At 58.9% G+C, this 25,575-nt stretch carries 25 protein-coding genes; 8 read left to right on the top strand and 17 right to left on the bottom strand.

Annotated features, from left to right (window positions below):
• Window positions 1–62: 62 nt before the first annotated feature.
• From nhaB to OC71_RS03880, 3 genes are all read right to left on the bottom strand, one after another.
• Window positions 63–1,565 (bottom strand): sodium/proton antiporter NhaB, encoded by a 1,503-nt coding sequence (nhaB, locus tag OC71_RS03890; RefSeq protein WP_041064448.1) that lies wholly within the window; start codon window positions 1,563–1,565, stop codon window positions 63–65.
• A 68-nt stretch (window positions 1,566–1,633) separates the two neighbouring features.
• Window positions 1,634–2,923: a hypothetical protein gene (locus tag OC71_RS03885; protein WP_041064447.1), complete on the bottom strand. Its 1,290-nt coding sequence runs from the start codon at window positions 2,921–2,923 to the stop codon at window positions 1,634–1,636.
• Window positions 2,924–3,201: 278 nt separating this feature from the next.
• On the bottom strand, window positions 3,202–3,468 hold the full coding sequence (locus tag OC71_RS03880) for a hypothetical protein (RefSeq protein WP_041064446.1): 267 nt from the start codon (window positions 3,466–3,468) through the stop codon (window positions 3,202–3,204).
• Between the two features lie 345 nt (window positions 3,469–3,813).
• Here OC71_RS03880 and OC71_RS03875 point away from each other — a divergent pair, with 345 nt between their 5' ends.
• On the top strand, window positions 3,814–5,139 hold the full coding sequence (locus tag OC71_RS03875; RefSeq protein WP_041064445.1) for a sigma-54 dependent transcriptional regulator: 1,326 nt from the start codon (window positions 3,814–3,816) through the stop codon (window positions 5,137–5,139).
• An 86-nt stretch (window positions 5,140–5,225) separates the two neighbouring features.
• Here the strand turns inward: OC71_RS03875 and OC71_RS03870 are convergent, their stop codons facing one another.
• From OC71_RS03870 to OC71_RS03830, 9 genes are all read right to left on the bottom strand, one after another.
• Window positions 5,226–6,548: a hypothetical protein gene (locus tag OC71_RS03870; protein WP_041064443.1), complete on the bottom strand. Its 1,323-nt coding sequence runs from the start codon at window positions 6,546–6,548 to the stop codon at window positions 5,226–5,228.
• Between the two features lie 45 nt (window positions 6,549–6,593).
• Entirely contained in the window at window positions 6,594–7,340 is a 747-nt protein-coding gene (locus OC71_RS03865; RefSeq protein ID WP_041064441.1) for a hypothetical protein, read from the bottom strand.
• Window positions 7,341–7,384: 44 nt separating this feature from the next.
• On the bottom strand, window positions 7,385–8,065 hold the full coding sequence (locus tag OC71_RS03860; RefSeq protein ID WP_041064439.1) for a C39 family peptidase: 681 nt from the start codon (window positions 8,063–8,065) through the stop codon (window positions 7,385–7,387).
• Window positions 8,066–8,128: 63 nt separating this feature from the next.
• Entirely contained in the window at window positions 8,129–9,127 is a 999-nt protein-coding gene (locus OC71_RS03855) for a hypothetical protein (RefSeq protein WP_041064436.1), read from the bottom strand.
• Window positions 9,128–9,200: 73 nt separating this feature from the next.
• Window positions 9,201–9,776, bottom strand: a complete 576-nt coding sequence (locus OC71_RS03850) for a hypothetical protein (protein ID WP_041064433.1) — start codon at window positions 9,774–9,776, stop codon at window positions 9,201–9,203.
• A 1-nt stretch (window position 9,777) separates the two neighbouring features.
• On the bottom strand, window positions 9,778–10,227 hold the full coding sequence (locus OC71_RS03845) for a hypothetical protein (protein WP_041064432.1): 450 nt from the start codon (window positions 10,225–10,227) through the stop codon (window positions 9,778–9,780).
• A gap of 323 nt (window positions 10,228–10,550) precedes the next feature.
• Window positions 10,551–11,087: an AAA family ATPase gene (locus OC71_RS03840; protein ID WP_041064430.1), complete on the bottom strand. Its 537-nt coding sequence runs from the start codon at window positions 11,085–11,087 to the stop codon at window positions 10,551–10,553.
• Window positions 11,084–11,647 (bottom strand): nicotinamide riboside transporter PnuC, encoded by a 564-nt coding sequence (gene pnuC / locus OC71_RS03835; protein ID WP_041064427.1) that lies wholly within the window; start codon window positions 11,645–11,647, stop codon window positions 11,084–11,086. Before pnuC ends, OC71_RS03840 begins: the two co-directional genes overlap by 4 nt.
• A gap of 195 nt (window positions 11,648–11,842) precedes the next feature.
• On the bottom strand, window positions 11,843–13,477 hold the full coding sequence (locus OC71_RS03830) for a methyl-accepting chemotaxis protein (protein WP_041064424.1): 1,635 nt from the start codon (window positions 13,475–13,477) through the stop codon (window positions 11,843–11,845).
• Window positions 13,478–13,779: 302 nt separating this feature from the next.
• Here OC71_RS03830 and OC71_RS03825 point away from each other — a divergent pair, with 302 nt between their 5' ends.
• Window positions 13,780–14,610, top strand: coding sequence for an undecaprenyl-diphosphate phosphatase (locus OC71_RS03825; protein ID WP_041064421.1), 831 nt, complete (start codon window positions 13,780–13,782; stop codon window positions 14,608–14,610).
• Entirely contained in the window at window positions 14,607–15,035 is a 429-nt protein-coding gene (locus OC71_RS03820) for a DUF1294 domain-containing protein (protein WP_041064418.1), read from the top strand. Before OC71_RS03825 ends, OC71_RS03820 begins: the two co-directional genes overlap by 4 nt.
• A 113-nt stretch (window positions 15,036–15,148) precedes the next feature.
• Here OC71_RS03820 and OC71_RS03815 read toward each other — a convergent pair whose 3' ends face one another.
• Entirely contained in the window at window positions 15,149–15,508 is a 360-nt protein-coding gene (locus OC71_RS03815; protein WP_041064415.1) for an MmcQ/YjbR family DNA-binding protein, read from the bottom strand.
• Window positions 15,505–16,413, bottom strand: a complete 909-nt coding sequence (locus tag OC71_RS03810; RefSeq protein ID WP_041064412.1) for a LysR substrate-binding domain-containing protein — start codon at window positions 16,411–16,413, stop codon at window positions 15,505–15,507. The genes OC71_RS03815 and OC71_RS03810 overlap by 4 nt, the downstream gene beginning before the upstream one ends.
• Before the next feature lie 125 nt (window positions 16,414–16,538).
• Between OC71_RS03810 and OC71_RS03805 the strand changes: the two genes are divergently transcribed.
• Both OC71_RS03805 and OC71_RS03800 read left to right on the top strand, forming a co-directional pair.
• Entirely contained in the window at window positions 16,539–17,150 is a 612-nt protein-coding gene (locus OC71_RS03805) for an FMN-dependent NADH-azoreductase (protein ID WP_041064409.1), read from the top strand.
• A gap of 238 nt (window positions 17,151–17,388) precedes the next feature.
• Complete coding sequence (locus OC71_RS03800; protein WP_041064406.1) at window positions 17,389–18,426, top strand: dienelactone hydrolase; 1,038 nt, start codon at window positions 17,389–17,391, stop codon at window positions 18,424–18,426.
• A 106-nt stretch (window positions 18,427–18,532) separates the two neighbouring features.
• Here OC71_RS03800 and OC71_RS03795 read toward each other — a convergent pair whose 3' ends face one another.
• Together OC71_RS03795 and OC71_RS03790 are read right to left on the bottom strand one after the other, a co-directional pair.
• Window positions 18,533–19,720 (bottom strand): MFS transporter, encoded by a 1,188-nt coding sequence (locus tag OC71_RS03795; protein WP_041064402.1) that lies wholly within the window; start codon window positions 19,718–19,720, stop codon window positions 18,533–18,535.
• 278 nt (window positions 19,721–19,998) lie between these two features.
• Window positions 19,999–21,585: an ABC-F family ATPase gene (locus OC71_RS03790; RefSeq protein ID WP_041064399.1), complete on the bottom strand. Its 1,587-nt coding sequence runs from the start codon at window positions 21,583–21,585 to the stop codon at window positions 19,999–20,001.
• A 396-nt stretch (window positions 21,586–21,981) separates the two neighbouring features.
• Here OC71_RS03790 and OC71_RS03785 point away from each other — a divergent pair, with 396 nt between their 5' ends.
• The 3 genes from OC71_RS03785 to lpxO all read left to right on the top strand — a co-directional run bounded on the left by OC71_RS03785 (window position 21,982) and on the right by lpxO (window position 24,490).
• Window positions 21,982–22,449 carry an anti-virulence regulator CigR family protein gene (locus tag OC71_RS03785; RefSeq protein WP_041064396.1) on the top strand — a complete coding sequence of 156 codons (468 nt, stop codon included), beginning with the start codon at window positions 21,982–21,984 and terminating at the stop codon, window positions 22,447–22,449.
• 176 nt (window positions 22,450–22,625) lie between these two features.
• Complete coding sequence (locus OC71_RS28270; RefSeq protein WP_161794893.1) at window positions 22,626–23,117, top strand: hypothetical protein; 492 nt, start codon at window positions 22,626–22,628, stop codon at window positions 23,115–23,117.
• Between the two features lie 473 nt (window positions 23,118–23,590).
• Window positions 23,591–24,490, top strand: a complete 900-nt coding sequence (lpxO, locus tag OC71_RS03780; RefSeq protein ID WP_041064672.1) for a lipid A hydroxylase LpxO — start codon at window positions 23,591–23,593, stop codon at window positions 24,488–24,490.
• Between the two features lie 135 nt (window positions 24,491–24,625).
• Here the strand turns inward: lpxO and OC71_RS03775 are convergent, their stop codons facing one another.
• Window positions 24,626–25,498, bottom strand: coding sequence for a Ku protein (locus OC71_RS03775; RefSeq protein ID WP_041064669.1), 873 nt, complete (start codon window positions 25,496–25,498; stop codon window positions 24,626–24,628).
• Window positions 25,499–25,575 lie beyond the last annotated feature (77 nt).

The following is a 25,575-nucleotide window of genomic DNA, read 5'->3' as shown; positions in this document are numbered from 1 at the left end:
GTTTTTTTATGCAGCAAGATCAACAGATCGCAGCCTGCGGCAGCTCCTGCATGAGGTTGTTGTCAGAGCCAGTAGCTGACGGCATACCAACCCAGCAGGCCCATCACCACGGTGTAGGGCAGCGCCATCCACACCATGCGCCCGTACGAGAGTCGCACCAGCGGGGCAATCGCCGAGGTCAGCAGGAACAGGAACGCAGCCTGACCGTTTGGCGTCGCCACGCTCGGCAGGTTGGTGCCGGTGTTGATCGCAATGGCCAGCGTCTCGAAATGCTCGCGGCTCATGTGCCCGGACAGGAAGGCCTGTTTCACTTCGGTGATGTAGATCGTGGCGACGAACACGTTATCGCTGATCGCCGAGAGCAGACCGTTGGCAATGAACAGCATGCCCGGCTGTTGATCCGCCGGCAGTGCCAGCACCCATCGGATCAACGGGGCAAACAGCTGTTGATCATGAATCACTGCCACCACGGCAAAGAACACCACCAGCAACGCGGTGAACGGCATGGCGTCCTTGAATGCGTTGCCCAGGCGGTGTTCGTCGGTGATGCCGGTAAACGCGGTGATCAACACGATCACCATCAGGCCGATCAAGCCGACTTCGGCAACGTGAAACGCCAGGCAGCCAATCAGAATCAACGCAGCAGTGCCTTGCACCAGCAGCGCGGCACGCTGACGTGGAGTGCGTTCGGCGTCATCTTCGGCGGCGTAATTGGCCAGCACAGCACGCACGTTGTCCGGCAACAGGGTGCCGTAGCCAAACCAGCGCAGTTTTTCCAGCAGTACGCAGGTTGCCAGCCCCGCCACCAGCACCGGCAACGAGACCGGTGCGACTTTCTGGAAGAACGCCGCGAAGTGCCACCCCATCTCATGGCCGATCAACAGGTTCTGCGGTTCGCCCACCAAGGTGCAGACGCCGCCAAGTGCGGTGCCCACAGCGCCATGCATCAGCAGGCTGCGCAGAAACGCCCGAAACTGTTCCAGGTCGTCATGGTGCAGCACCGGCAAGTGTCGGTCGTCGCTGAATTCACTGTCCTGACGCGGATCGTTGCCCGAGGCCACACGGTGGTAAACCGAATAGAAGCCGACGGCGGCGCTGATGATCACCGCCGTCACGGTCAGGGCATCGAGAAACGCCGACAGAAACGCCGAGAGGAAGCAGAACATCAGCGCCAGAATCGCCTTGGAGCGTACGCCCAGCAGCAGCCGCGAGAACAGAAACAGCAGCAGATCCTTCATGAAGTAAATGCCTGCGACCATGAACATCAGCAGCAGGATCACCGGGAAGTTGTGCACCAACTCATCGTATAGCGCCTGCGGCGTGGTCATCTTCAGCAGCAGGGCTTCAATCAACAACAAGCCGCCGGGCATCAACGGATAGCACTTGAGGGCCATGGCCAGAGTGAAAATGAATTCGATCACCAGCAGCCAGCCAGCGGCGACCGGGCCGACGGTAAATAGCACCACGGCATTGAGGATCAGGAACCCGACGATGCACGCCTTGTACCAGCGGGGCGAATGCCCGAGGAAATTATGCGCGAAGGCCTGGGCCAGTGAACCGGACATCGGTTGCTCCTTGTATTAAGAAGCGCGCAAAGTGCCGCAAGTGACTGGCAAGTTCAAGTCTCGGGGGATTATTGATTCAGATAGCGGGCAACCATGGCCCGGTAGTTGCCGTCCAGAGAATAGCCGCCGACCAGGATGTGTCCGTCGGCCTGCACCGCCAGTGAGTTGGCGATATCCAGGCTGCGTCCCAGTCGCGTGCGCAACCAGCCGTGGCCGTTACCGAACTCGCGGTCGAGTTGACCGTCGGCCAGATAGCGCGCGACGATGAAATCGGCCTCGATACCGCCAATCGTCGCGCCCACCGCGATGATGCGGCCATCGGTCATGCACTGCGCCGCGCTCCACTGGCAGCCACTGGGGCCGATCTCCAGCAGATGCGGGTGGCCGGCATTGTTGCGCAACTCCGGGCGACCGTTGGGGTGCAGGCTCAGCGCCATGCAGCGGATCGGGTCGCGGCTGCTGCCAAAGCAGTGCAGGTGTTCCATCGAATGCAGCACCTGACTGACCATCGCGCTTTGTCCGTGGGCCTTGAAGGCGAGGAAACCGTCCACCGCGAAGCGCTCATCCAGACGTCCGTCAGGTAGATAACGTGCCACCAGACCTTCCTGAGGAAAGTCGATGGCGCCGGCAACGATGATGCGCCCATCCTCTTGCAGCAGCAGGCTGTTGAGCCAGGTGTTGAGCAGCAGGTGACGGATCATCACGAATCCACGGCCATTGAAGCCGGGATCGAGGGTGCCGTTTGGAGTCAGACGAATCAGCATGCCGGCATGGTCGGCCAATTCGAAGTGGTGATTGGCGATCAACAGAATGTGCCCGTCGTCCTGCACCGCGAAGTCGCATGCTTCGGCCCCCGGCACGCCGGGCGGAAGCCAGCTATCCCGAGAGCCGACGGACAGGTCACCCGGCAGGCGCACGACTTGTCGACCATTGTCGCCAAACGATGGGTCGGGCAAGCCGTCAGCCGTGAATCGGGCGAAGGCGGGCAGGGTGCGGTGAGCGTTCTCATAATGCAGACCGGCCAGCAGAATGCGTCCGTCTGGCAACACTTGCACCTTTGCGCCCATGGCTTCGAATCCGGGGGCGAATTCGCCGATCACACTGCCTTGAGCGCCGAAGCCGAGATCGGCAGAACCGTCGGGAAGCATTCGCGCCAGCCCAAAACGGCTGCCATCGGCAGTGCCAATCTTGGCAGCCACCAACACCCGGCCTTGTGAATCCAGAGCCAGGCCTTGAGTCATGCTCGACACGCTGCCGGCGAAATACACTTGAGCAATGCCGAAGTGGGCAAAATCTCTGTCGAGTTGCCCGGCGTTAGTCTTTGGCGGCGGGAGCGCAATGGCGTTCTCGGGGGACATGCATGCTTCTCCTTGCAAGTTGACCAGGTCCGAATCGGGCGGGTAACTGCATGAGCGAAACATTCAATCCCTGAATACGCCGAAGTACAACTGACATAACTAACAGGTGGAGGGTCGCACTGTGCCAGAACAGTGTCTTTTTGAACCAAATGAAAGCCTGCCAAGCAGTGTCGCCTGACGCTTTAAGGAAAGTTGTACAAAAGTACTGGAGATAAACAGCAATAGATCAATAAAAAGAGCGGGGCGGACGACTGGAAGTCGTCCGCATTACCTTCTGATCAGTGCGGCATCGACCACGATTGCAACAGGTAACCTTCTTCGCTGAGTTCGGCGCGTGCCTGCTGCAGCAGTTGTTCCAGTTGCGCCGGATCGGAGTAAGCGCTGCTTGGAATCTGCTTGCGGCCGATGTGCGAGTTGGTACGGTCGATGACGGTCAGGTTCAGTTCGCCGTTGCCGTCTTGTGGGGCCCAGGCCACGCACTGGAAAGGTTTAAATGCGTGGTTGGCAATCAAAAGAGCTTCGTTGATACGGAGCGGGGCGGTCATGGGGTCTTCTCTCTGTCGTGCCCAATCAAGTGATGTGCCGTCGGTTGGGCTTACCGTTCGGCTGGTTACTTGTACTGATGCACGCAACCCCGAAGCAGGTCACACACGAAACGGAGAAATTTCAACTTTATTGCTTATGCTCAAGATTTCGACAGTTTTTGAAAGCCTGGCGAAAGAGAGCAACTCGATAGCTAACTAATAACCCGGCTTCTTATAACTCTTTAGCTTGTACGCCTATAAGCAATCGATACAAGCCCCTGTCAATTTCTTGCTAATGTTACAGTCGGGTCTGCCAAATGACTGTTTTTACAATAATTTCCTTAAATTTGGCGCCAAGGAACAGTCATGATCGAAGCGCCAGCGTTACGACGTTTATTGGTAGTCGACCCCTGTGACGACTGCCACCGCCTGTTACCCGGATTGCGCGCGGTCGGCTGGGATGTCGACAGCTGTACCTTGGAAAATGCCGCCGATCGGCCATGCGACGTCGGCCTGCTCAGACTGCAACCTTTTCACCTCGAGCGCCCGGAAGCCGTCAAGGAACTGATCAGCCGCAGCGGCACCGAGTGGATCGCGGTGTTGAATCAGGAGGTCCTGCGGTTGCAGAACGTTGGCGACTTCGTCTGCGAATGGTTTTTCGATTTCCATACATTGCCGTTCGATGTCTCGCGGGTCCAGGTGACCCTTGGGCGCGCGTTCGGCATGGCGCGCTTGCGTGGACAAGGCACGATTCATGTCGATCAGCCGGAACACGAGTTGCTCGGCGACAGCAAGCCGATCCGCGAACTGCGAAAACTGTTGAGCAAACTGGCGCCGACCGAGTCCCCGGTACTGATTCGCGGTGAAAGCGGTACCGGCAAAGAACTGGTTGCGCGCACGCTGCACCGCCAGTCCCAGCGCCACAGCAAGCCGTTTGTGGCGATCAATTGCGGGGCGATTCCCGAACACTTGATTCAGTCCGAACTGTTTGGCCACGAAAAAGGTGCCTTTACCGGTGCCCATCAGCGCAAGGTCGGGCGCATCGAAGCGGCCAACGGTGGCACGCTGTTTCTCGATGAAATCGGTGATTTGCCGCTGGAGTTGCAGGCCAACCTCCTGCGTTTCCTGCAGGAGAAACACATTGAGCGTGTCGGTGGCAGCCAGCCGATTCCGGTGGATGTGCGCGTCCTCGCGGCCACCCACGTCGACCTGGAAGCCGCCATCGAGAAAAAACGTTTTCGCGAAGACCTGTATTACCGTCTCAATGTGCTGCAAGTGGTGACCGCGCCATTACGCGAGCGACACGGTGATCTGTCGATGCTGGCCAACCACTTTTCTCATTTCTACAGTCATGAAACCGGCCGCCGTCCACGCAGCTTCAGCGAGGATGCGTTGATCGCCATGGGCAAGCACGACTGGCCGGGTAACGTGCGCGAGCTGGCCAATCGCGTGCGACGGGGTCTGGTGCTGGCGGAGGGGCGGCAAATTGAAGCCCGGGATCTGGGGTTGATCAGTCAGCACTCAATCGCCACGCCGATGGGCACGCTTGAAGACTACAAGACCCGGGCCGAACGCCAGGCCTTGTGCGATGTATTGAACCGGCACAGCGACAACCTCAGCGTCGCAGCGAAAGTGCTTGGGGTCTCCCGGCCAACGTTTTATCGCCTGCTGCACAAACATCAGATTCGCTAGAAACCAAAGATCAAAAGATCGCAGCCTGCGGCAGCTCCTACAGTTGTAATCCCTGTAGGAGCTGCCGCAGGCTGCGATCTTTCGCGTTAGAAGTAGTACGGGAATTTCAGGCTGAAGGAGAAGTCCGGGGCATCCGGGGTCATGCCGATCGACAGGTTGGGTACGATGGTCAGGTTGTCCGTGGCGGCAATGGTCATGCCGACGTTGAAGTAACCCGCGTTGGCGTCACTGGACACCACCGATTGCCAATCCCCGCCATCGGGTTTGAGTTTGCTGCGGCGTTGCACCAGATCAGACATCGAAAACGACATACTCATCTTTTCGTTGAGTGCAAACGCGATACCGGCGCCGATCTGGAAGCTGTCGCCAATGCTGACCTTGCCTGGCGTTTTCTGATTGACGGTGGCACTGATGTCGTCGAACGACTCCTCCAGGTTGTGGGTGTAGGACAGGCTGCCGAACAACACGGCCGGGTCGAACGTCTTGACCAGCGAAACCCCGGGGGTGATCGACCAGACGCCGTTACCGGTGGGCAAGGTATCAGGCACGAACAGGTTGGAGTTGGCATCGGTCTGGCGCAATTTGATCCCGAACGGATCCTTGCCGGTTGGCGCCTTGACTCGCAGGGTGACCACGGCGTCCGGGGTGTTGACCGACTCGTCGAGGAACTTGTAGGCGATACCGAAGTTGACGTCGCCGATGGTTGGATCACGCGAAACATCCTGTTCCGTCGTGACGTTCGACGCACCACCGTTGCCGCCGCCGGACTGGTAGGTCGACTCGCGGTAGACCACCGGTACGTTGACGTCGAACTGCCAGCGGTTGTCGAAGTTGTAGCGGCCGGTCAGGTCCAGCGTCCAGGTGTCGGCCTTGATCCGGTCGAGGTTGATGTTGCCCAGAAAGATCGAGTCCAGTGCGAGGAAGCCGTTGAGAATCAGCTGCCGGGTGTCGTAACGCGAGTAGGTCACACCGGTTTCAAAGCTGAACTTGCCACCACCGAAGAAGCCGCTGGCCTCGTCGTAGAGGTTGGACACACTCTGTGCCGGTTGCGAATCGTCGGCCAGCGACTGGCCGTAAGACGCGCCACTACCCCCTGCTGCGCCCCCCGACGCTGCTGCCGCCCCAGTCCCGGGCGCGCCGGTGCTGGTAGCGACTCTTGGATTGCCTTTCATGTCAGACGGCGACTTGGCCAGCCGTTTGGGTTGCGGCGCTGCCGGTTGATCTTCAACCTGACGGACCCTTTGTTCGAGCACCGCCAGGGCCTTTTGTTGTACTTCGTATCGTTGCTTCAGCTCCAGAAGTTCCTGTTTCAGGGTCTCCACATCTGCGTCGGGTGCTGCTTGCAGCATCGCCGCAGGTAGAAGAGTACTCAGACATACAGCGGCACGCAGTGATACTGATCGATACATGAATAAGCCGTCCCTTTAAGCCCAATGATCGAGACTCAGCGTAGTTCAATATCCGATATTGCGTAGTGCCCTGAGTTGAGTCAGGTTGCAGTCCAGTGCGCCGGGGCTGATGCCGTTATTATTAAGTACAACATTGAGTTGGGTCATGTTGTTGACCACGTTGGCGCTGCCCAGCAGGCGTGTGTTCTGCAGCAGGCCGCCCTGGGCGATTTGTTGCAGGGCAGTGCCCTGATTTCCCGAGGCCTGGATCGCCATTTGCACGCCACTGCTGCTGGCCGAAACGGCGACGTTGCCAGCGGCATTGCTGGCACCGATGGTTTGCCCGGCGATCAGGGCCTGGCCTTGTGCAGGGGCCAGTGGAGGAGGGGTGTTGGCCTCTTTTACGTTGATCGCCACGTTGTTGTTGGCGGTGTTGCCGTCGCCGGCGGCGCGTACGCTTTGGGTTACGCCCTGGCTGCTGTTGAGTGCCGCACCACCAATCACATTGCCAGTACCCGGCGTCGGGGTGCTGCCGTTGCCCTGTTCCTTGATGGTCGAGACATAAAATTCCGGTTTGATCGTGGCGGCCTGGATTTGCATCGACGTCGCAGCGCCGATCAGATCACCGCTGGCGTTGCGCCAGGTACTGCTCATGACAATGCCGAAGCTGATGATCCGCCCCGGCATGACGTAACGACCTCGAAGCTGTGACAGCTCCTGATCCTGGATTTCGATAGGTTTGAACCCTGCATTGGCATAGCCTGACGCGCTCGCTGCCAGGCAGGCGGCGGCCAGCCAGTATGAGGTTTTCATCTGCTGCTCCCGGGACATCCAGCCCCATTCTTTATAATCGGCGATTAAAAGAAGTCGCTCTGTATGAACCCGAAGTCCATCAATTCAGCATCTTTGACAGGGTTGAAGTTATCCAGCTTGTTCTTGGCCGTCAGCGGGGTCGGTGGTGAGCGCAATGCATTGGTTTTGTCATAACCGGGGCCGACGATGGCGAAGACGATGCCGTTCCAACCTTTGACAAAGTCATCATGGGTGTAGCGTTTGTGGCCTAAGACGGGATCTCCGATGTAAACCCAATCCTTGTCCGAACGCTGCAGTACCACGAAATGCTTGTAGCCGCGAATTTCCAACAGTACCACCACCGGGATTGTGACTGCGTCGAGCTTCTCCGGTGGAATCTTGTAACCCCTGGCGCGCATGCCGATGCTTTCTACGTAGCGCTTCATGTCCAGCATGGAAAAACCCTGAGTGCGAACAAGGTCCTGGTCGGCGTTGACCAGCATGCCTTTGATGATGTGCTCCTCATCGACGTCGAGCCAATAGGCCTGGCGCAATACCGTGGCCAGTGCGGCGGCGCCGCAGCTGAAATCGGTTTTCTGTTCGACAATGTCGGCAAACTTGCGCTCACGGATACTTTGCACGTTTTTGTAGACGAGTACGCCGCCGGGCAGGGCAGCGACGGGCATCTGGGCAGCCTGGGTCAGGCCGGACAGGCAAAGCAGGGCGATAAAGGCAGTCTTACGCATGATCGATACGCCTTTGCGGACTGAGGAAAAGCCCCGTTTCCGGGGCTTTCGTTTCGATCGCGATTACATGCAGGCTTTGCAACCTGCAGCGATGGACAGCGAGTTGCTTTGTTGGTTGCCCACACCGGAGGCGTTGTTGAAGCCACCGTTGCCCGACCAGTTGTTGCCTACGTTGGTCATGCTGGCAGTGTTGGTGACAGGGTTTTTCCAGCCGTCTGGGGTCAGCACTTGTTGAGTGGTCACACCCGCCAGGCCGAAGGCACCGACAGCTTCGAAGGTAGCTTTTTGATCTTTGCTACCGCCATTGCCGCCATGGCCTCTGTCGTCATTGCCGTAACCGCCACCGCCGTGGCTGTCACCCTTGATGGTAGCTTCGCCCACGGCGCCGAACACGCCGACGGCGGCGACGGTGCCAGTGAGGGTATCTTTCTTGAAGGTCTGAGTGCCGTTGTTGCCGACTTGCAGACCGGTAGTGCTTTGGTTGGCAGCGGCAGCGGCTTGCGCTACACGGCCACCGGACACAGCGATTGCCAGGTTGTTTTTCTGTTGGTTGAAGTTGCCGGCAGCGTTGTTCACGCCAATATTACCCGAGCCACTGTTGCCGACATTGTTCATGTTAGCGTTGTTGGTGGCGGAGTAGTTGCTAACGGCGTTGTTGCTGTTGACTTGAGTGGCGCTGGAAGCGGACACCGCAGAGCCGAAGATGAAGCTTTCGTCGGCAGTTGCCAGTGCAGCGGCGTTGTCTTGCTGGTTGCCGTCACCGGCCACGTTGTTTGCGCCGACGTTACCGTTGGCGCCGTTGAGCGAGCCGCTGATGCCGGCGTTGTTTTGAGTGCCCTGGTTCAGGACGGTGTTGTCGGCATTGTTCTGCACGTCGAGTACTGCGGCACCGGCACCTGCGCCGATTTGCAGCAGTTCTTCCAGGGTAGGGCCTTTTGGTGGAGGAGGGTTGTGACCGTGACCACCATTGTTACCATGATCATTACCGCCTGCTTGAGCCGCCATTGCCATTACTGCTGCAAGTGCGAAAACCAGTGGTTTGAGAGCCATTGTAGTTTTCATGGTGTTTCTCCATCGTGCTTATTAGTTGGTTAAGTGTTGGTACTTTCTAATTGCACTGCTTTTGTTGTTTGGGTCAGTCAGCGACCCGGATGCTCAGGGTGTTAGCCATACGGTTCCCCACCCCGGCACTCTGGTTCACCTGGATTACCCCTCGGCTGCCGGTGAAGGCCTGATCACTTGTCGTGACCTGGCGACTGCCGGGTGAGGTACCAGTTGCTCCTGAGCTCGGTAAAAGCGCCACGTTCTGTTGCGACAGGGCGCTGTCGTCAACGCTTTGCGGGGCAGCACTGATGCTGACGCGCGTCACGTTGGCCATCTGGTTGTTGGCCCCGGCACCCTGGTTCACGCCCAGGATTCCGTTGCCATTACTGAAAGAGGTGCCGCCAATGGTGGCGCTGGCGTTCATCGACGGGTTGGCTGGGGTATCCAGCTTTTGCCTGACGATGGTTGTGGCGCTAGCGTTGGTGCCGATGGCGATCGCTTTGGTATTGGTCTGTTGCATCTGGTCGCCAGCGGCCTGGTTGACGTTGAAGTTGCCGCGGTACTGCACACCGGTGTCCTGAATGTCGGCGTTGTTGACTGACCCGGGCTCGGCGGCCATGGCGCTGGCGCAGCCGAAGAGAGCAAGCAGCAGCAGGGAACGATTCATCTCATTGACCTCCAGCCATGCGGGTCAGCGGTGCCAGACCGGTACTCAACGAGCGATTGATCGTGTTGGAGATCGTGCCGCCACCGCCGCCGCCATGACCGGCACTCATGCCTGGCAGGCCGTTGGGGTTGGTGAGCACATTCATGCCGGGCATGTCCGAGTTCGGCGTGATCATGTTGCTGCGGATCGAAGCGCCACTGGCGACACTGGCGAACTCACCGTCACTGAGTTCGGTGCTGGTCATTGCTTGATGGATTCGATCGGAAGGGTTGGCATTGACCGTGGTGGGATAGGGGTCTTTGCCACCGCTGCGTCCGATTGGAATGGGCTGGACATCGCGGTTGAGAACGATCACGCCATTGCCTTCGGCCTGAACGTTGAAACTGATGAAAGTGCTGGCGGCTGATCCAATCAGCAGAAGGCAGGTCAGGCCTTTATTGAAATTCCCCACGGCGGCAATTCCTTCTTCAGTGGGCTGGCTCTTGTCAGCGTTGGGAAGGAGAGAGCGAAAGCTGTGCCGCTTTTGAGTTGTTGTTGATTTTCAACGGGTTGGCGATGGGCCGCGCAGGGTTGATACAAAAGCTGTTTCAACGCTGAAACAGTCGTGCAGACGCCCACGGGTTGCATGGCGGCGCAAAGCTCTGGGACAAGGGTTTGCCGGGGACTGTTTCACTGGCGAAACAGATGTCCTGACAAAATGATGAAGGCCACTGAACTGGCCTCTTTGCGCGCAGGGAGGTGTTTCAGGAATGGACACTTTCGTCCTGAACGGAGCTATTCGATGGATCCATCAGCCAATAACCGGGCGACGGCTTCAAAGGTCTGAACGCGGCGTTGATCCCAATCGCCCTGAATGATCTGCAACGGCTGCTTGTGCTGTTCCAGCCAGTCGCGGGTGGCCTGAAAGAACGCCTGGCGTGCGCTCAGTTGGGGCTGACAACGTTGGCCGTCATCCGTCCAGTCGATCTGCTCCGGCGACAACAGCAGGTGCAAGTCGTAATGCCGCGCCAGCAGCTGGGGCTCCAGCCATGTCGGGCAGTCGCCGAACAGGGTCTGGCTCCACAGGATGTTGCTCAGCAAATGGGTGTCGAGAATCAGCAACTGCGGTTGCTGCGTCCGCGCCTGATCTTCCCACTGCAACTGCCCGCGAGCGATAGCGGGGATGTCGTCGAGGCAGGTATCACGAGGGTTTTGCTCGATGAACCAGCGTACGTATTCGTCCACCCGCAGGCCGCCGAAGTGCTCCTGTAGGCCAGCGGCCAGCCAGCTCTTGCCGGTGGATTCCGGGCCGGTGAGGACAACCACCTTCATCGCTGCAACGCCGGATCGGCGCGCCATTCCCGCCAGCCCTGCACCGCAATCAGGGTGAACAGGGCATACAGCGCGGCGGTAAGGTACAAGCCCTTATAAAGAAACAGACCGACGAAAATCACATCCAGCACGAACCACAGCGCCCAGCATTGCAGGCGTTTCTGCGCCATCCAGAGTTGTGCGACGAGGCTGAAAGCAGTCAGTGCGGCATCAAGCCATGGCTGTGCGGCGTCGGTCCAGTGCGCCATGGCCGCGCCCAGCAGCAGGCTGCCCAGTGCGCCCACACTCAGACCGAGCAGGATCGAGCGCCGATCCAGACGCGTGACGTCGCGTCCGTCATGCATTGTCCCGGCGCGGGTCCATTGCCACCAGCCGTAGACTTGCAGCGCGGCGTAAATCACTTGCAGCAACATGTCCGAGTACAGCTTCACGTCATAGAAAATCCAGCTGTACAGCAACACCATGACCAGGCCGATCGGCCAGCACCATGGATTCTGTTTGACCGTCAGCCACACGGCAATCACACCGAGGGCGGCGGCAAACAGTTCAAGCCCGGACATGGGGGTTCCTTGAGGGAGTTGAGGAGGGAGCGGATTGTACCCAAAAACCTGTGGGAGCGAGCCTTGCCGATTTTGACGGGGCACCTGGCCCACCTGTGGGAGCGAGCTTGCTCGCGAAAGCGTTTTATCAGTAACGACTCTATCGACTGACACCAAGCCTTCGCGAGCAAGCTCGCTCCCACAGAGGGGGTTAGGTCAGACGCGGAACTGGCGCAGAAGCTGGTTCAGCTGTTCACTCAATTGCCCCAGCTTCACGCTCGCCGCACTTGACTGCTCCGCCGCCAGCGCAGTGCTGTGAGAAAGGCCGGCCGCCTGTGTGACGTTCTGGTTGATGTCCTCGACCACATGCGCCTGTTGCAGCGTGGCGCTGGCAATCGAGGCGTTCAGACCGTTGAGATTACGCAGCGCCTGGCCGATGGCATTCAGGCTCGCGCCGGCCAGTCCCGCCTGCTCGATGGTCAGTTGCGAGGCCTTGCTGCTGTCACCGATGACCTTCACGGCCGCTTCGGAATGGTTCTGCAGGCGCTCGATCATGGTCTGGATTTCCGCCGTCGACTTTTGCGTGCGCTGCGCCAGCAGTCGCACTTCATCGGCCACCACCGCAAAGCCCCGGCCTTGTTCACCGGCACGGGCCGCTTCGATGGCCGCGTTGAGGGCCAGCAGGTTGGTCTGCTCGGCAATCGAGCGGATCACCTCCAGCACACTGCCGATCTGCGTGCTTTCGGCGGCGAGGGTGCGGATCACTTCGACCGCCTGGTCAATGGTGCCGGACAGTCTGTCGATCTGTTGCAGGCTGCCGTCGATGTTGATCTGGCCCTGCTGCGCCTGGGCTTCGGCATCGCGCATTTCAGCGGCAGCATGCTCGGCATTCTTCGCCACATCCTGCACGCCGTAGGTGACTTCGTTGATCGCGGTCGCCACCAGCTCCATCTGCTGCGATTGCTGCTGGCTGCGCTGCTGGGCCTGGTTCGCGTCGTTGCCCAGTTCACTGGACGACTGGCCGAGCGCACTGGCCGAAACCTGCAAATCACCGATGACCCGGCGCAACTTGGCGGTGAAGGCGTTGAAGTGATGCGCCAGTTGCGTGACTTCGTCCTGGCCGTGGGTGTCGAGGCTGCGGGTCAGATCGCTTTCGCCGCTGGCGATGTTGGCCATGGCGTTCACGGTTTCCTGCAACGGTCGGACGATGCTGCGGGCAATCAAAATCACCAGCAAGGCCATGATCACGGCGATCACCAAACCAATCACCGAAGCCTTGATCAACTGACCGCGGAATTCGCTCTGCACATCATCGACGTAAACGCCCGAACCGAGCACCCAGCCCCACGGCTCGAACAATTTTACATAGGAGGTTTTCGCCACCGGTTCGCTGGCACCGGGCTTGGGCCAGCGGTAATCGACCATGCCTGCGCCTTTGCTTTTGGCGATCGCGACCATCTCGTTGAACACCGCGAAACCGTCCGGGTCGCGGATCGCCGAGAGGTTCTGGCCTTCGAGCTTGGGGTTGGTCGGGTGCATGACCATCACGGGGATGAGGTCGTTGATCCAGAAATAGTCGCTCTGGTCGTAGCGCAGGCCGCGAATGGCGGTCAGTGCCTGCTTCTGTGCGGCGTCGCGGGTGAGGGTGCCGGCGGTTTCCAGGTCGTGGTAGTAGCTCAGCAAGCCGCTCGCGGTCTGCACCACGTGCTGGGTTTTCTGCGCCTTGGCGTGGTAGAGGTCATCGTGGATCTGCTTGAGCATCAACACACCCAAGGTCAACAACATGACCACGGCCACAATCAAAATGAGCCACAAGCGTCGGCTGATCGACACACTGCGCAAGCTGTTCATAACGCTGCCACTCCGATTTCTTTTTCTTGTAATAAATCAACGCCAGCATCCAACCACGTTTGAGTGGTCGGGCATACGCGACCCAAGTCGTATAACGCCGCAGCACTATTAAGGCTTGTCTGTTAGGATTTCGGCCCCGCGCGCGAAAACCTGAATCCAAGTTGATATTTCACGGAATTTTGACCGTTTCGTGTGGATGCTGTGCGCGCGGAATCGGTACAGCAATAAACAGCTACGCTGATCGCAGTGAACGTAAAAATATTATCGGGGCATGCCAGCGTGCATCGCTCTTTGGGGGACTGATGGATCTTTGGATCGCCTTGCAGGCACTGATTCTTGGAGTTGTAGAGGGGCTGACGGAGTTTTTGCCCATTTCCAGTACCGGACACCAGATCATTGTTGCCGACTTGCTCGACTTCGGCGGCGAACGGGCCATGGCGTTCAACATCATTATTCAGCTCGGCGCGATCCTCGCGGTGGTCTGGGAGTTTCGTCGCAAGATTCTCGATGTGGTGATTGGCTTGCCGACCCAGCCGAGTGCGCGACGGTTCACTGCCAACCTGCTGATCGCGTTTCTGCCGGCGGTGGTGTTGGGGGTGATTTTTGCCGACCTGATTCACCAGTACCTGTTCAACCCGATCACCGTCGCGACCGCACTGGTGGTGGGCGGCGTGATCATGTTGTGGGCAGAGCGCCGCCAGCATGAAGTGCACGCCGAAAGCGTGGACGAGATCACTTGGAAAGATGCGCTGAAGGTCGGGTTCGCCCAATGTCTGGCGATGATTCCCGGCACCTCGCGTTCCGGTTCGACGATTATCGGTGGTCTGCTGTTTGGACTGTCGCGCAAGACCGCGACCGAGTTCTCGTTCTTCCTGGCGATGCCGACCATGGTCGGTGCGGCGGTGTACTCCGGTTACAAGTATCGCCACCTGTTCGTGCCAGCTGACTTTCCGGTATTCGCCATCGGCTTCATCACGGCGTTTATCTTCGCCATGATTGCCGTGCGCGGTCTGCTCAAGTTTATCGCCAGCCACAGCTACGCGGCGTTCGCCTGGTACCGGATCGTCTTCGGTCTGGTGATTCTGGCGACCTGGCAGTTCGGCTGGGTGGACTGGTCGGCGGCCAAACCATGAGTGATTCCCGCGCACGCCGCCCGGATGGACGCCCGTCGGGCGGCGGCATTCAGCATCTGAAACTGAAACTGGCAGTGCTGCTGATCGTCTGCGCGCTGCCGCTGTTCGGCTCGCTGTCGATGTGGCTGCGCGGCATCTCGTTGGTGCCGTTGACGGCTTATGGGGTTGTCAGTGTGCTGGCGTTTTTCATGTACTGGGCAGACAAGCGCAAGGCCCGCGCCGATGCCTGGCGCACGCCGGAGAACATCCTGCATGCGCTGGAACTGGCCGGCGGCTGGCCCGGTGCGCTGATTGCCCAGCAAGTGTTCCGGCACAAGACGCGCAAGGTGTCGTTCCAGATTCTGTTCTGGGTGATTGTGGCGCTGCATCAGGTGTTCTGGATCGACCAGTTGTTTCTGGGTTCGAACCTGCTGTCACTCTTCTGAATCACCGCAAATCCCCCTGTAGGAGCTGCCGCAGGCTGCGATCTTTTGACTTTGATCTTGAAAAAGCAAGATCAAAGGATCGCAGCCTGCGGCAACTCCTACAGGGATCGGGTTCAGAGCAGTAATCCGATTTGAGTTTTTTTGGGCAATTTGCCCACCACCAACTGATGCGAACGCGTCAGCAATCCCTGCAGTTCCTCGGCGCCCAGCGGGTAGGGCGGGTGCATGATGATCCACTGTGCCCGCGCCAGATACGGCGCCGGGTGAATACCCGGGCGGTCGCAATGGCCGAGAAACAGATCCTTGTCGACCTTGAAAGCCAGTGAATCCCCGCGCAGCCCCTGCAAGGCAAACATCTTGTTGCCGGCAATCGAGAACACCCGCACGCCGCCCCATTTGTAATCCTCCCGCGCGCCCGGCAAGGCCAGGCAGAAGGCGGCGACATCCGCTTCGTTCATCTTTCCCTTGCTCATAACAGCCGCTCCCCGCACGCATTGAACGATTCGACCAGATGGTCGATCCACGCCCGCACCGCCGGCATCACCCCGCGCCGATGCGGATACACCGCCTGCAACCAGCCACCGGGCAACGACCACTCGGGCAACAGTTGCACCAGCGCGCCGCTTTCAAGGTCGGCTTCGCAATACATCATCGGCAGCAGGGTAAAGCCCTGGCCGGCGAGTACGCAGGCTTTGCGCACGATAAAGTCATCGATGCCCAGGCGCGCTTCCATATTCAGCTCGATGCTATTGCCTTGCTGATCAAGCAAACGCACGTGCACCATGCGGTCGGCTTCCAGCGCGCCAAGTACCGGCAGGTTTTTCAGATCCTGCGGGTGGGCAATGGTCTTGCCTTCGACAAAGGCCGGGCTGGCCACCACCACCATTTGCGCCTGACGCAGACGGCGGGTGACCAGCAATGGATCCTCATCGCCGAGTTCACGTACGCGCAGCGCCACGTCGAAGCCCTCGGCGACCAGATCCACGCGGCGGTTGAGCAGCACCACCTCCAGCTGCACCTGGGGGAATTTGCCCAGAAATTCGCTGATTACCCATGGCAACATTTCTCGCGCCAGCCCGGTCGGACACGATACCCGCAAGCGCCCGCGCGGCTCACTGGACATGCTGGCAACGGCTTCGTCGGCCATCTCCGCTTCCAGCAACATCGCCTGACAGTGACGCAAGTAGCGCTCGCCAACAGCCGTCAGGTTCAACTGGCGCGTAGTGCGTTGCAGGAGGCGGGCGCCCAAGCGTTCTTCGAGCTCGGCAATGCGCCGCGACAACCGCGACTTGGGAATGCCCAGTAAGCGGCCGGCTGCCGCAAAGCCACCGGCCTCGACCACCTTGGCGAAATAGTACAGATCGTTGAGGTCCTGCATGAAAAGCCCACCGTTCTATCAGTGGGACGAACTATCGCATTGTCGGCGGCTAATCAGCTATTGGTTTCTTCCGTAGGATTGTCTCCATTCCGTCGCCGCCGGCGATTCTTTCCAGGAGATTCCACATGAAACTGCTGCACATCGATTCGAGCATTCTGGGCGACAACTCCGCTTCCCGTCAGCTGAGCAGCCAGGTCGTCAAAGCCTGGCAAGCCGCAGAACCTGCGGCCGTGGTGACCTACCGCGACCTGGCCGCCGACGCCATCAGCCACTTCTCGTCGACCACTCTGGTGGCTGCCGGTACCACCGCTGAACTGCGCGACGCCGCGCAACAGCACGAAGCCGAATTGAGCGCTTCGACCCTGGCCGAATTCATCGCGGCCGACGCCATCGTCATCGCCGCGCCGATGTACAACTTCACCGTGCCGACCCAGCTCAAGGCCTGGATCGACCGCGTCGCCGTTGCCGGCCAGACTTTCCGCTACACCGAAGCCGGCCCTGAAGGCCTGTGCGGTGGCAAGAAAGTGGTGATCGTCTCCACCTCCGGTGGCATCCATGCCGGTCAGGCGAGCGGCATCGCCCACGAAGAATATTTGAAGCTGGTTCTCGGTTTCCTCGGCATCACCGACATCGAAATCGTCCGTGCCGAAGGTCTGGCCTACGGTGATGAAGTGCGCAACAACGCAATGAGCGCCGCTCAGGCGAAGATCGCCGAGCAACTGTTCGCCGCTGCGTAAGCATTGCGTAAAGACCAGCTGCCGTTCAGGTAGCGCCTCAAAAAACTCTGTATTCTGGTTCTGCAAGGGCCAGGTGCGGAGTTTTTTGTTTCAGACTGTTGCATAATCTGGCCCGGGTTATGCAGTCAAACGATCAACGTCTGAGTGCAACGCCACGCCGGATCACCGAACCTCAGGGTTACGGGCGTGTCGGAACACAAAGGATCTTTCGATTGAGTAACACAGGGTGGGCCATCCGATGATGCGTCTTTGTGCAACGTTACTGATTTGCCTGCTTGGCAGCCTCGGTTCAGTGCATGCCGCGCCCGGGCGACACCCTGTCTGGAGTGTCGGTTACCACGAGATGACATTCCTCGATCCGCTGGATCTGCAACCGATGCGCGCCATCGCCTTCTATCCCTCCAGCGACCGCGAGCACAGCAGCCTGCTTGAGGGCTACACCGTCGAGGCGGGCGCCGACACCAAGGTCGCGATCGGCCGCTTCCCGATGCTGATGCTGTCCCACGGCAACACTGGCACGCCGCTGGCGCTGCATGACCTTGCCACCTCGCTGGCACGCAAGGGCTTTGTGGTGGTCGCGGTGATTCATCCCGGCGACAACTCCAAAGACCACAGCCGCCTCGGTACCCTGAGCAATCTGTATGGGCGGCCAATCCAGATTTCCGAAGCGATCACCGCCACCCTCGGCGACCCGATGCTCTCGCCGTTCGTCAACGCCGATCAGGTTGGGGTGATCGGCTATTCGGCCGGTGGCGAAACCGCGTTGATTCTCTCTGGCGCGCAGCCGGATCTGGATCGCCTGCGCCGTTACTGTCAGGAGCGCCCGGACGACCGTGACGCCTGCAACACTCAGGGCGAACTGATCGTCGATCGTGATGACTTGCAACCGGTGGCTGATCCGCGCGTGCATGCGCTGTTGCTGATGGCGCCGCTGAGCCTCAAATTTGGTCGTCACACCCTCGCAGACGTGCATGTGCCGGTGCTGCTGTACAGCGGCGATGGCGACAAACTGGTGGCGTTCGACAAAAACGCCGCGGCGCTGGCGCGCAAACTGCCAACCGCGCCGGACTTCAAGTTATTGGCCGGGGCAGGGCATTTTGTGTTCATGGCGCCGTGCAACGAAGAGCAGATCCGCGCCATGCCGGCGCTGTGCACCGACGCTGATGGCGTGGATCGCGAAGACATCCACCGCAACCTGATTTCCGAGGCCGGACAGTTTTTCTCGCGCACGCTGGGCAGGCCGAGCCGGGCGGGGATGCAGACCGCGGACCAATAAAGATCAAAGATCAAAAGATCGCAGCCTTCGGCAGCTCCTACAGTAGATTTTTGTAGGAGCTGCCGAAGGCTCGGGCCGCGATCGGACGACCTTTTGATTTCGTTTTTCAGCTCATCGCCCGGCGCTTGAGCAACAAGGTCAACCCCAGCCCGAGCACCGACAACAGCGCCGCACTGAAGAAAATCCACGCATATCCCAGGTTCAACGCCACCGCGCCCATCAACGGCCCGGCAATCGCCAGTGCCAGATCAAAGAACACTGCATAAGCCCCCAGCCCCGAGCCACGGCTGGAACTGGGCACCTGCTTGATCGCCTCGACCCCCAGCGCCGGATACACCAGCGACAGGCCAAACCCGGCCAGACCCGCGCCGATCAAGGCGAACGCGGTCGACGGTGCCAGCCACAGCAGCACCAGGCCTAGGGTTTCGATGCTCATGCAGGCGATCGCTGAATTGAACCCGCCAAAACGGCTGATCGCCGAAATGAACAGTAACCGCGACAGGATGAAGCACACGCCGAATACCGTCAGGCAATACGCGGCGCCGCTCCAGCCACGGTTGAGGTAATAAAGGGTGATGAAGGTGGTCAGCGTGCCGTAACCGATCGACGCCAGACTCAAACTGGCCCCATACGGTGCGATGCGCCCGAATACTGCCCAAAAAGACAGCCGTTCGCCGCGCACCACCGGTACCGAGGGTTTATTACGGATGATCACCAGAGCGGCCGCCGCCAGTACCGAGAGGGCGATGCCCAGGCTGGTAAAGCCGTAGTCGGCAACCATCACCACGCCCAGTGGTGCGCCAATCGCAATCGCGCCGTAGGAGGCAATGCCGTTCCAGCCGATCGACCTTGCCGTGTGCTCCACGCCGACCTGGCCCATGCACCAGCTGATGGTGCCGACGCCGATCAAACCCTGTGCAACGCCGAGCAGCAGCCGACCGATGATCAGGATAATCAGGCTCGGCACCGGGAAGTCCTGCAGCAGCGTCGAAATCAGCGTCAGCAGCCCGCTGAGCACAATCCCCGACAAGCCATAAACAATCGCCCGTTTGGTGCCCAGCGTGTCCGACATGCGTCCGGCCATCGGTCGACTGAGCAAAGTCGCCAGATATTGCGAGCCGATGACCAGTCCGGCAACGATCGCGCTGAATCCCAGTTGCTCGTGAACATAGCCGGGTAACACTGCAATCGGCAGGCCGATGCACAGGAAAGCGACAAAGGTATAGAAAACGATGGAGACGATCTGCAGGGTGATCGCCAGGGAGCTTTGCAAAGGCTGTTGCTGCGCAGGCATGTGGACTCGTTCGCGGGCGGCGGTGGGAGAGTCGGCATCATGGCTGGGTGCTGAAATAAAAGGAAGCAGGCTAACTAATTTACTTGGAGCCGGTGGTGTTTTTGAGGGGCTCTTCGCGAGCTGGCTCGCTCCCACGGTAATCGCGTTCCAAATGTGGGAGCGAGCCTGCTCGCGAAGGGCTTCGCAGCACAAAATCACGATCCCTTGAAATGCAAAAAGCCCTGTCACACCGACAGGGCTTTCGCTTGAAGCTTGGAGCGGGAAGCTCGCCGCTATCTTTAGAACACCACACCCTGACTACGCAGGTAGTCATCATAAGTGCCGCTGAAGTCAGTCACGCCGTTCGGGCTCAGCTCGATGATGCGCGTGGCCAGAGACGATACGAACTCACGGTCGTGGCTGACGAAGATCAGCGTACCCGGGTAGTTTTCCAGCGCCAGGTTCAGCGCCTCGATCGATTCCATGTCGAGGTGGTTGGTCGGTTCGTCCATCACCAGCACGTTCGGCTTTTGCAGGATCAATTTGCCGAACAGCATACGACCTTGCTCACCGCCGGAGATGACCTTGACCGACTTGAGAATCTCGTCGTTGGAGAACAGCATGCGACCCAGGGTGCCACGAATCACCTGCTCGCCCTGCGTCCACTGACCCATCCAGTCGAACAGGCTGACATCGTCTTCGAAGTCGTGGGCGTGATCCTGAGCGTAGTAGCCCAGCTCCGCGCTCTCGGTCCATTTCACAGAACCGGCGTCGGGCGTCAGCTCGCCCATCAGGGTGCGCAACAGTGTGGTCTTGCCGATACCGTTCGGGCCGATGATCGCCACGCGCTCGCCGGCTTCAACGGTGAAGCTGAAGTTCTTGAACAAAGTTTTGCCGTCGAAGCCCTTGGACATCTGCTCGATGGTCACGGCCTGGCGGTGCAGCTTTTTAGTCTGTTCGAAACGGATGAACGGGCTGACACGGCTCGATGGCTTGACCTCGGCCAGCTGGATCTTGTCGATCTGCTTGGCGCGGGAAGTGGCCTGTTTGGCTTTCGAGGCGTTGGCCGAGAAGCGGCTGACGAACGTCTGCAGTTCGGCAATCTGGGCTTTCTTCTTGGCGTTGTCCGACAGCAGTTGCTCGCGGGACTGGGTCGCGGCCGTCATGTACTCGTCATAGTTGCCCGGGAACAGACGCAGTTCGCCGTAGTCCAGGTCAGCCATGTGGGTGCACACGCTGTTAAGGAAGTGACGGTCGTGGGAAATGATGATCATGGTGCTGTTACGCACGGTGAGAATCGATTCCAGCCAGCGAATGGTGTTGATGTCCAGGTGGTTGGTCGGTTCGTCGAGCAACAGCACTTCCGGATCGGAGAACAGTGCCTGAGCCAGCAAGACCCGCAGCTTCCAGCCTGGCGCCACTTCAGACATCGGGCCGAAATGCTGTTCCAGTGGAATACCCAGACCCAGCAGCAGTTCACCGGCACGGGATTCGGCGGTGTAGCCGTCCATCTCGGCGAACTCGGTTTCCAGCTCGGCCACGGCCATACCGTCTTCTTCGCTCATTTCCGGCAGCGAGTAGATACGATCGCGTTCGGCCTTGACCTTCCACAACTCTTCGTGACCCATGATCACGGTGTCGATCACGGTGAATTCTTCGTAGGCAAACTGATCCTGACGCAATTTACCCAGGCGAACGTTCGGCTCGAGCATGACCTGACCGCCGGACGGCTCGAGATCGCCACCGAGGATTTTCATGAAGGTCGACTTGCCGCAACCGTTGGCGCCGATCAGACCGTAGCGGTTGCCGCCGTTGAATTTGACCGAAACGTTTTCGAAGAGCGGCTTGGCGCCGAACTGCATCGTGATGTTAGCTGTGGAGATCAATTGCTTTACCTATCAATGGGTTGCGAGCCGCACATTTGGCGCTTGGGCCATTTCTGGGGCATTTTGGAGCGTTTTTTTCCCTACCCGGTCAGTGTTGGCGGTAGCCAGCAGGCGAGGGGTGAGAGCAGCAACTGGACACGGCGTCCAGGCTGTTGGGCATTAAAGGCGGGATTCATGCCAGACATTGCGCGCATTGTCGCATAAGTCATGCGGCAGTTGTATGGCGGAGGCTGACGAACCGGCAGACTGCCTGCATCGGGGAGCGTGAAATGCGCGTTCACGCCGTGGTCTATCGAATTCACGAGTGTCGATGCGGGCTCCCAACAATCATGGGAAGAACTAAAACGCCTGATGTCGTCTACATTTCATCGAGGAGTTTCCGATGAGAGGACGGTCATGTTTAAAAAACGCTTACTGGTTGCGTCTGTTACTTGTCTGGCCTTGGCGGTGAGTTCTGTAACGGCATTGGCCGATCCCGGAAATGGCAATGGCAACGGCAAAGGGAACGGCAAGGGCGGCCCGCAGAACAGCCAGGGACATGGCAATCAAGGGGGCAAAAACAAAGGATCCAGTTCGGGCAACTGGGATCATGCACCTGTGGTCGATCGAAGCGGTGTGCTGACCGTGCTCAACGGCTACAGAGACTACTGGAGCCCTGGTCCGGCGTTGCCTCCCGGTATTCAAAAGAATCTGGCGCGCGGCAAACCGCTGCCGCCGGGCATCGCCAAAAAACTGGATGGACGTCTGGCGGGGCGACTGCCTCATTACGACGGATATGAGTGGCAGCAGGCGGGCACCGACTTGATTCTGGTGGCCATTGCGAGCGGGCTTATCTACGAAGTGCTGAATGGCGCTTTCGATTAGTCTGATGGCAGGTCAATGAACCTGATTTTTTGAATCTGTTCACCTAAGGTAAAAGCAATACATTCTCACCCACCTTATATATAAGGCGATTGGCTTCCGCTGATCGCTTGTGGGTGAATCAGATCTAAATGAATGCATCTCAGATGGCAGTAAAACCAACCCCTGTGGATGCCGTCATGCGTTTTAAAAAGAAAAATCTGGTTGCCGTCATGTCCTGCGTAATGATGTTTGCTGCTGCGCCGTTACTGCCTGCTCAACTGTCCATCATGGCCTCTGCCCACGCCAAAGATGGTGGTGGTGGTGGTGGTGGTGGTGGTGGTGGTGGTGGCGCCGGTGGCGCTGGCGGTGGAGGCAGTCACGGCGGCGGTGCCGGCAGCGCTGGCCATAGCGGCGACAGTGCCGGGCACTCAGGCAGCGTCTCCAGCAATGGCCGCGCTGAAGGCCAGGAAACGGATCATGACGGCAGGGCCGTACGGGATCATGGCGTCAGTGGCCAACATATTGGACGCGACCACAATACCGACCGCGGGCACGGCCTGGCGACTTCAGGTGTAGCGCATTCCAAGGACACCAAGGGGTTGTCGAAAGCCACGGCGGTCTCCGCCACGACGCCAGGCGATCACAATACCAAGGGATTGAGCAAGGCGAGCCTTTCCACCGATAAATAAGCCCTTACTCGCAACCCGCCAGGTGTCATGCTCGGTTGAGCTCCAACCTGGCGGGTTTCGCTTCACCCTTTCAAACTCATTTCTCATTGCCCGCGGACCATTTTCAAGTCAGGTGCGGATTACATCTGGCTTGGTACGCAGCGGCTGAAACGTACACGTCAAAGCTCAGCGCAAACGCTGCGGCGCTTCCCGGAATAACCGCTGTTTTGCTCTGCGTCAGCACTCATGCGCCTGCACGAGCGTACTGTCGCGTCTGCAGTTTGGCAGATTCAGCCGACAGTTTTTCACAGATCAGGTTCACCATTGGTTACAAAGTATGGCTAAAATGCCATCCGATTACCCAATAGCCGCTCACGGCATGGGCTCAAGGAAGTGCCACCGGGACAGTATTTGTATTCATGCCACTGCATCAGACCCTGGGCCTTTGGCCGGCAGGCGCGCAGTTTGTTCACTTTTGACGTGTGACGATTTCCGTGAAACTCATCATTGCCGCTATTTATGTCATTTCCATTGCATACGTTCACCTTCGTGGTCGTGTGCGTCACAAACTGGGCCGTCAGTTGAGCGACCACTCGACGTTTCTGGCGCCGATCAACTGCTTTCTGTACCTGTTTTCAAAGAAACCAAACAAGCCCTATCTCGATCCGTCCGAGTTTCCGGACCTGAGCCCGTTGCAGGCGCATTGGGAAGAAATTCGCCAGGAAGGGCAAGACCTGCTGCGTGCCGGTGAGATCAAACGCTCGAATCAGTACGACGATGTGGGTTTCAACTCGTTCTTCAAAAGTGGCTGGAAGCGTTTCTACCTCAAGTGGTACGGCGAGAGTCATCCGTCGGCGATGAAACTGTGCCCGCGCACCACAGAACTGGTGCAGAGCATCGGTTCGATCAAGGCCGCGATGTTTGCCGAACTGCCACCGGGTTCGAAACTGGTTCGTCACCGTGACCCGTATGCGGGCTCCTATCGCTACCACTTGGGCCTGGATACGCCGAACGACGCGGGTTGCTACATCAACGTCGACGGTGATAGCTACCACTGGCGCGACGGTGAAGCGGTGATGTTCGATGAGACTTACATCCATTACGCCGAAAATACCACCGACAAAAACCGCATCATCCTGTTCTGCGACATCGAGCGTCCGATGAAATATCGCTGGGCGGCAGCGTTCAATAGATGGTTCAGTCGCACCGTGATGTCGGCGGCAGGCGCGCCTAACGATGCGGGCGACCGTACCGGCGGGATCAACCGTCTGTTTACCAAGATCTACAAAGTGCGACTGCGTGGCAAAGAGCTGAAAAAGCGCAATCGCGCGCGTTATTACATGGAAAAGTGGGCGATCTTTGGCGGTTTGCTGGCGATCTTCATTCTGATCTGACTGTTGTGTCGCGCCTGTTTGTCATTGCCGAAGACTGGTTTCCACAGGGGAATGCATTCCGAACCGTGGGAGCCAGCCTGCTGGCGATGACTGTCTCAAAAGCATCCTGTCAGTTACCTGACAGGTGTTGAATATTCATTCCCCAGAGGCTTTTTTGGTTTTCCTTGCCGGCGTGGACTTCGTGGGTTTCTCCGGTTTAGCCTTGGACTTGGCCGGCGCTTTCCCACCCAGACTGCGTTTAAGCAGCTCGGTCAAGTCGATCACATCCGCAGACTTGCGCTCCGCTTCGCCACCCACGGTTTCGACATCCTCGATCTTGCCTTCGTGGGCCTTTTTCTCGACCAGGGCCATGATCTTGTCTTCAAACTCGTCCTTGTAGTCCTCCGGGCTCCAGTCGCCGCTCATGTCCTGCACCAGACGTTTAGCCATGTCCAACTCGCCCTTGGCCAGTTGCGGCTTGGTCACCTCGCTGCCCAGTTCCAGTTCGTCGAGGCCGCGCACCTCCTGCGGCCAGCGCAGTTTCACCAGCACCAGCGCCGATTCCAGCGGCATCAGCGCCGCCAGATATTGGCGAGTGTGCAGAACGACGCGGGCAAGTGCGACCTTGTTGGTTTTGCTCAATGTTTCGCGCAGCAGGGCGTAGACCTTGCCGCCGCGTTTGTCCGGGGCAAGGTAATAAGGCGTGTCGATGTTCTGCAGTGGAATCTGCTCGGCATCGACGAAGGAGAAAATGTCGATGGTCTGCGTGGACACCGGGTGCGCCGAGCGGATTTCTTCCTCGCTGAGCACCACATAGCGGCCCTTCTCATAGGCCACACCTTTGACGATGTGCTGTTTGGTGACTTCCTTGCCGGTGACTTTGTTTACCCGTTTATAACCCACCGGATCCATGCTGCGGCTGTCGAGCCAGTCAAAGTCGACGCCGTGCGAAGACGTTGCCGACACCAGCGCAACGGGGATATGCACCAGTCCGAAACTGATTGCGCCTTTCCAGATTGCCCGAGCCATGGTGAGTCCTCCGCGAATGATGTTCAGGTGACCTGCAGCCGGCGGCGAAAGTTTCCAGCGTTTGCCGGAGACAGCAG

The organism is Pseudomonas sp. W15Feb9B, assembly GCF_000828175.1.
Classification (GTDB): Bacteria; Pseudomonadota; Gammaproteobacteria; order Pseudomonadales; family Pseudomonadaceae; genus Aquipseudomonas; species Aquipseudomonas parakoreensis.
Note: the sequence above shows the minus strand (reverse complement) of the source record. Positions and strands in the feature narration are given on the sequence as shown.

What these genes read in the sequence shown, in the direction of transcription:
- nhaB (WP_041064448.1), bottom strand. Translation starts at nt 1,565, where the DNA reads ATGTCCGGTTCACTGGCCCAGGCCTTCGCGCATAATTTCCTCGGGCAT.
- OC71_RS03885 (WP_041064447.1), bottom strand. Translation starts at nt 2,923, where the DNA reads ATGTCCCCCGAGAACGCCATTGCGCTCCCGCCGCCAAAGACTAACGCC.
- OC71_RS03880 (WP_041064446.1), bottom strand. Translation starts at nt 3,468, where the DNA reads ATGACCGCCCCGCTCCGTATCAACGAAGCTCTTTTGATTGCCAACCAC.
- OC71_RS03875 (WP_041064445.1), top strand. Translation starts at nt 3,814, where the DNA reads ATGATCGAAGCGCCAGCGTTACGACGTTTATTGGTAGTCGACCCCTGT.
- OC71_RS03870 (WP_041064443.1), bottom strand. Translation starts at nt 6,548, where the DNA reads ATGTATCGATCAGTATCACTGCGTGCCGCTGTATGTCTGAGTACTCTT.
- OC71_RS03865 (WP_041064441.1), bottom strand. Translation starts at nt 7,340, where the DNA reads ATGAAAACCTCATACTGGCTGGCCGCCGCCTGCCTGGCAGCGAGCGCG.
- OC71_RS03860 (WP_041064439.1), bottom strand. Translation starts at nt 8,065, where the DNA reads ATGCGTAAGACTGCCTTTATCGCCCTGCTTTGCCTGTCCGGCCTGACC.
- OC71_RS03855 (WP_041064436.1), bottom strand. Translation starts at nt 9,127, where the DNA reads ATGAAAACTACAATGGCTCTCAAACCACTGGTTTTCGCACTTGCAGCA.
- OC71_RS03850 (WP_041064433.1), bottom strand. Translation starts at nt 9,776, where the DNA reads ATGAATCGTTCCCTGCTGCTGCTTGCTCTCTTCGGCTGCGCCAGCGCC.
- OC71_RS03840 (WP_041064430.1), bottom strand. Translation starts at nt 11,087, where the DNA reads ATGAAGGTGGTTGTCCTCACCGGCCCGGAATCCACCGGCAAGAGCTGG.
- pnuC (WP_041064427.1), bottom strand. Translation starts at nt 11,647, where the DNA reads ATGTCCGGGCTTGAACTGTTTGCCGCCGCCCTCGGTGTGATTGCCGTG.
- OC71_RS03830 (WP_041064424.1), bottom strand. Translation starts at nt 13,477, where the DNA reads ATGAACAGCTTGCGCAGTGTGTCGATCAGCCGACGCTTGTGGCTCATT.
- OC71_RS03825 (WP_041064421.1), top strand. Translation starts at nt 13,780, where the DNA reads ATGGATCTTTGGATCGCCTTGCAGGCACTGATTCTTGGAGTTGTAGAG.
- OC71_RS03820 (WP_041064418.1), top strand. Translation starts at nt 14,607, where the DNA reads ATGAGTGATTCCCGCGCACGCCGCCCGGATGGACGCCCGTCGGGCGGC.
- OC71_RS03815 (WP_041064415.1), bottom strand. Translation starts at nt 15,508, where the DNA reads ATGAGCAAGGGAAAGATGAACGAAGCGGATGTCGCCGCCTTCTGCCTG.
- OC71_RS03810 (WP_041064412.1), bottom strand. Translation starts at nt 16,413, where the DNA reads ATGCAGGACCTCAACGATCTGTACTATTTCGCCAAGGTGGTCGAGGCC.
- OC71_RS03805 (WP_041064409.1), top strand. Translation starts at nt 16,539, where the DNA reads ATGAAACTGCTGCACATCGATTCGAGCATTCTGGGCGACAACTCCGCT.
- OC71_RS03800 (WP_041064406.1), top strand. Translation starts at nt 17,389, where the DNA reads ATGATGCGTCTTTGTGCAACGTTACTGATTTGCCTGCTTGGCAGCCTC.
- OC71_RS03795 (WP_041064402.1), bottom strand. Translation starts at nt 19,720, where the DNA reads ATGCCTGCGCAGCAACAGCCTTTGCAAAGCTCCCTGGCGATCACCCTG.
- OC71_RS03785 (WP_041064396.1), top strand. Translation starts at nt 21,982, where the DNA reads ATGTTTAAAAAACGCTTACTGGTTGCGTCTGTTACTTGTCTGGCCTTG.
- OC71_RS28270 (WP_161794893.1), top strand. Translation starts at nt 22,626, where the DNA reads ATGCGTTTTAAAAAGAAAAATCTGGTTGCCGTCATGTCCTGCGTAATG.
- OC71_RS03775 (WP_041064669.1), bottom strand. Translation starts at nt 25,498, where the DNA reads ATGGCTCGGGCAATCTGGAAAGGCGCAATCAGTTTCGGACTGGTGCAT.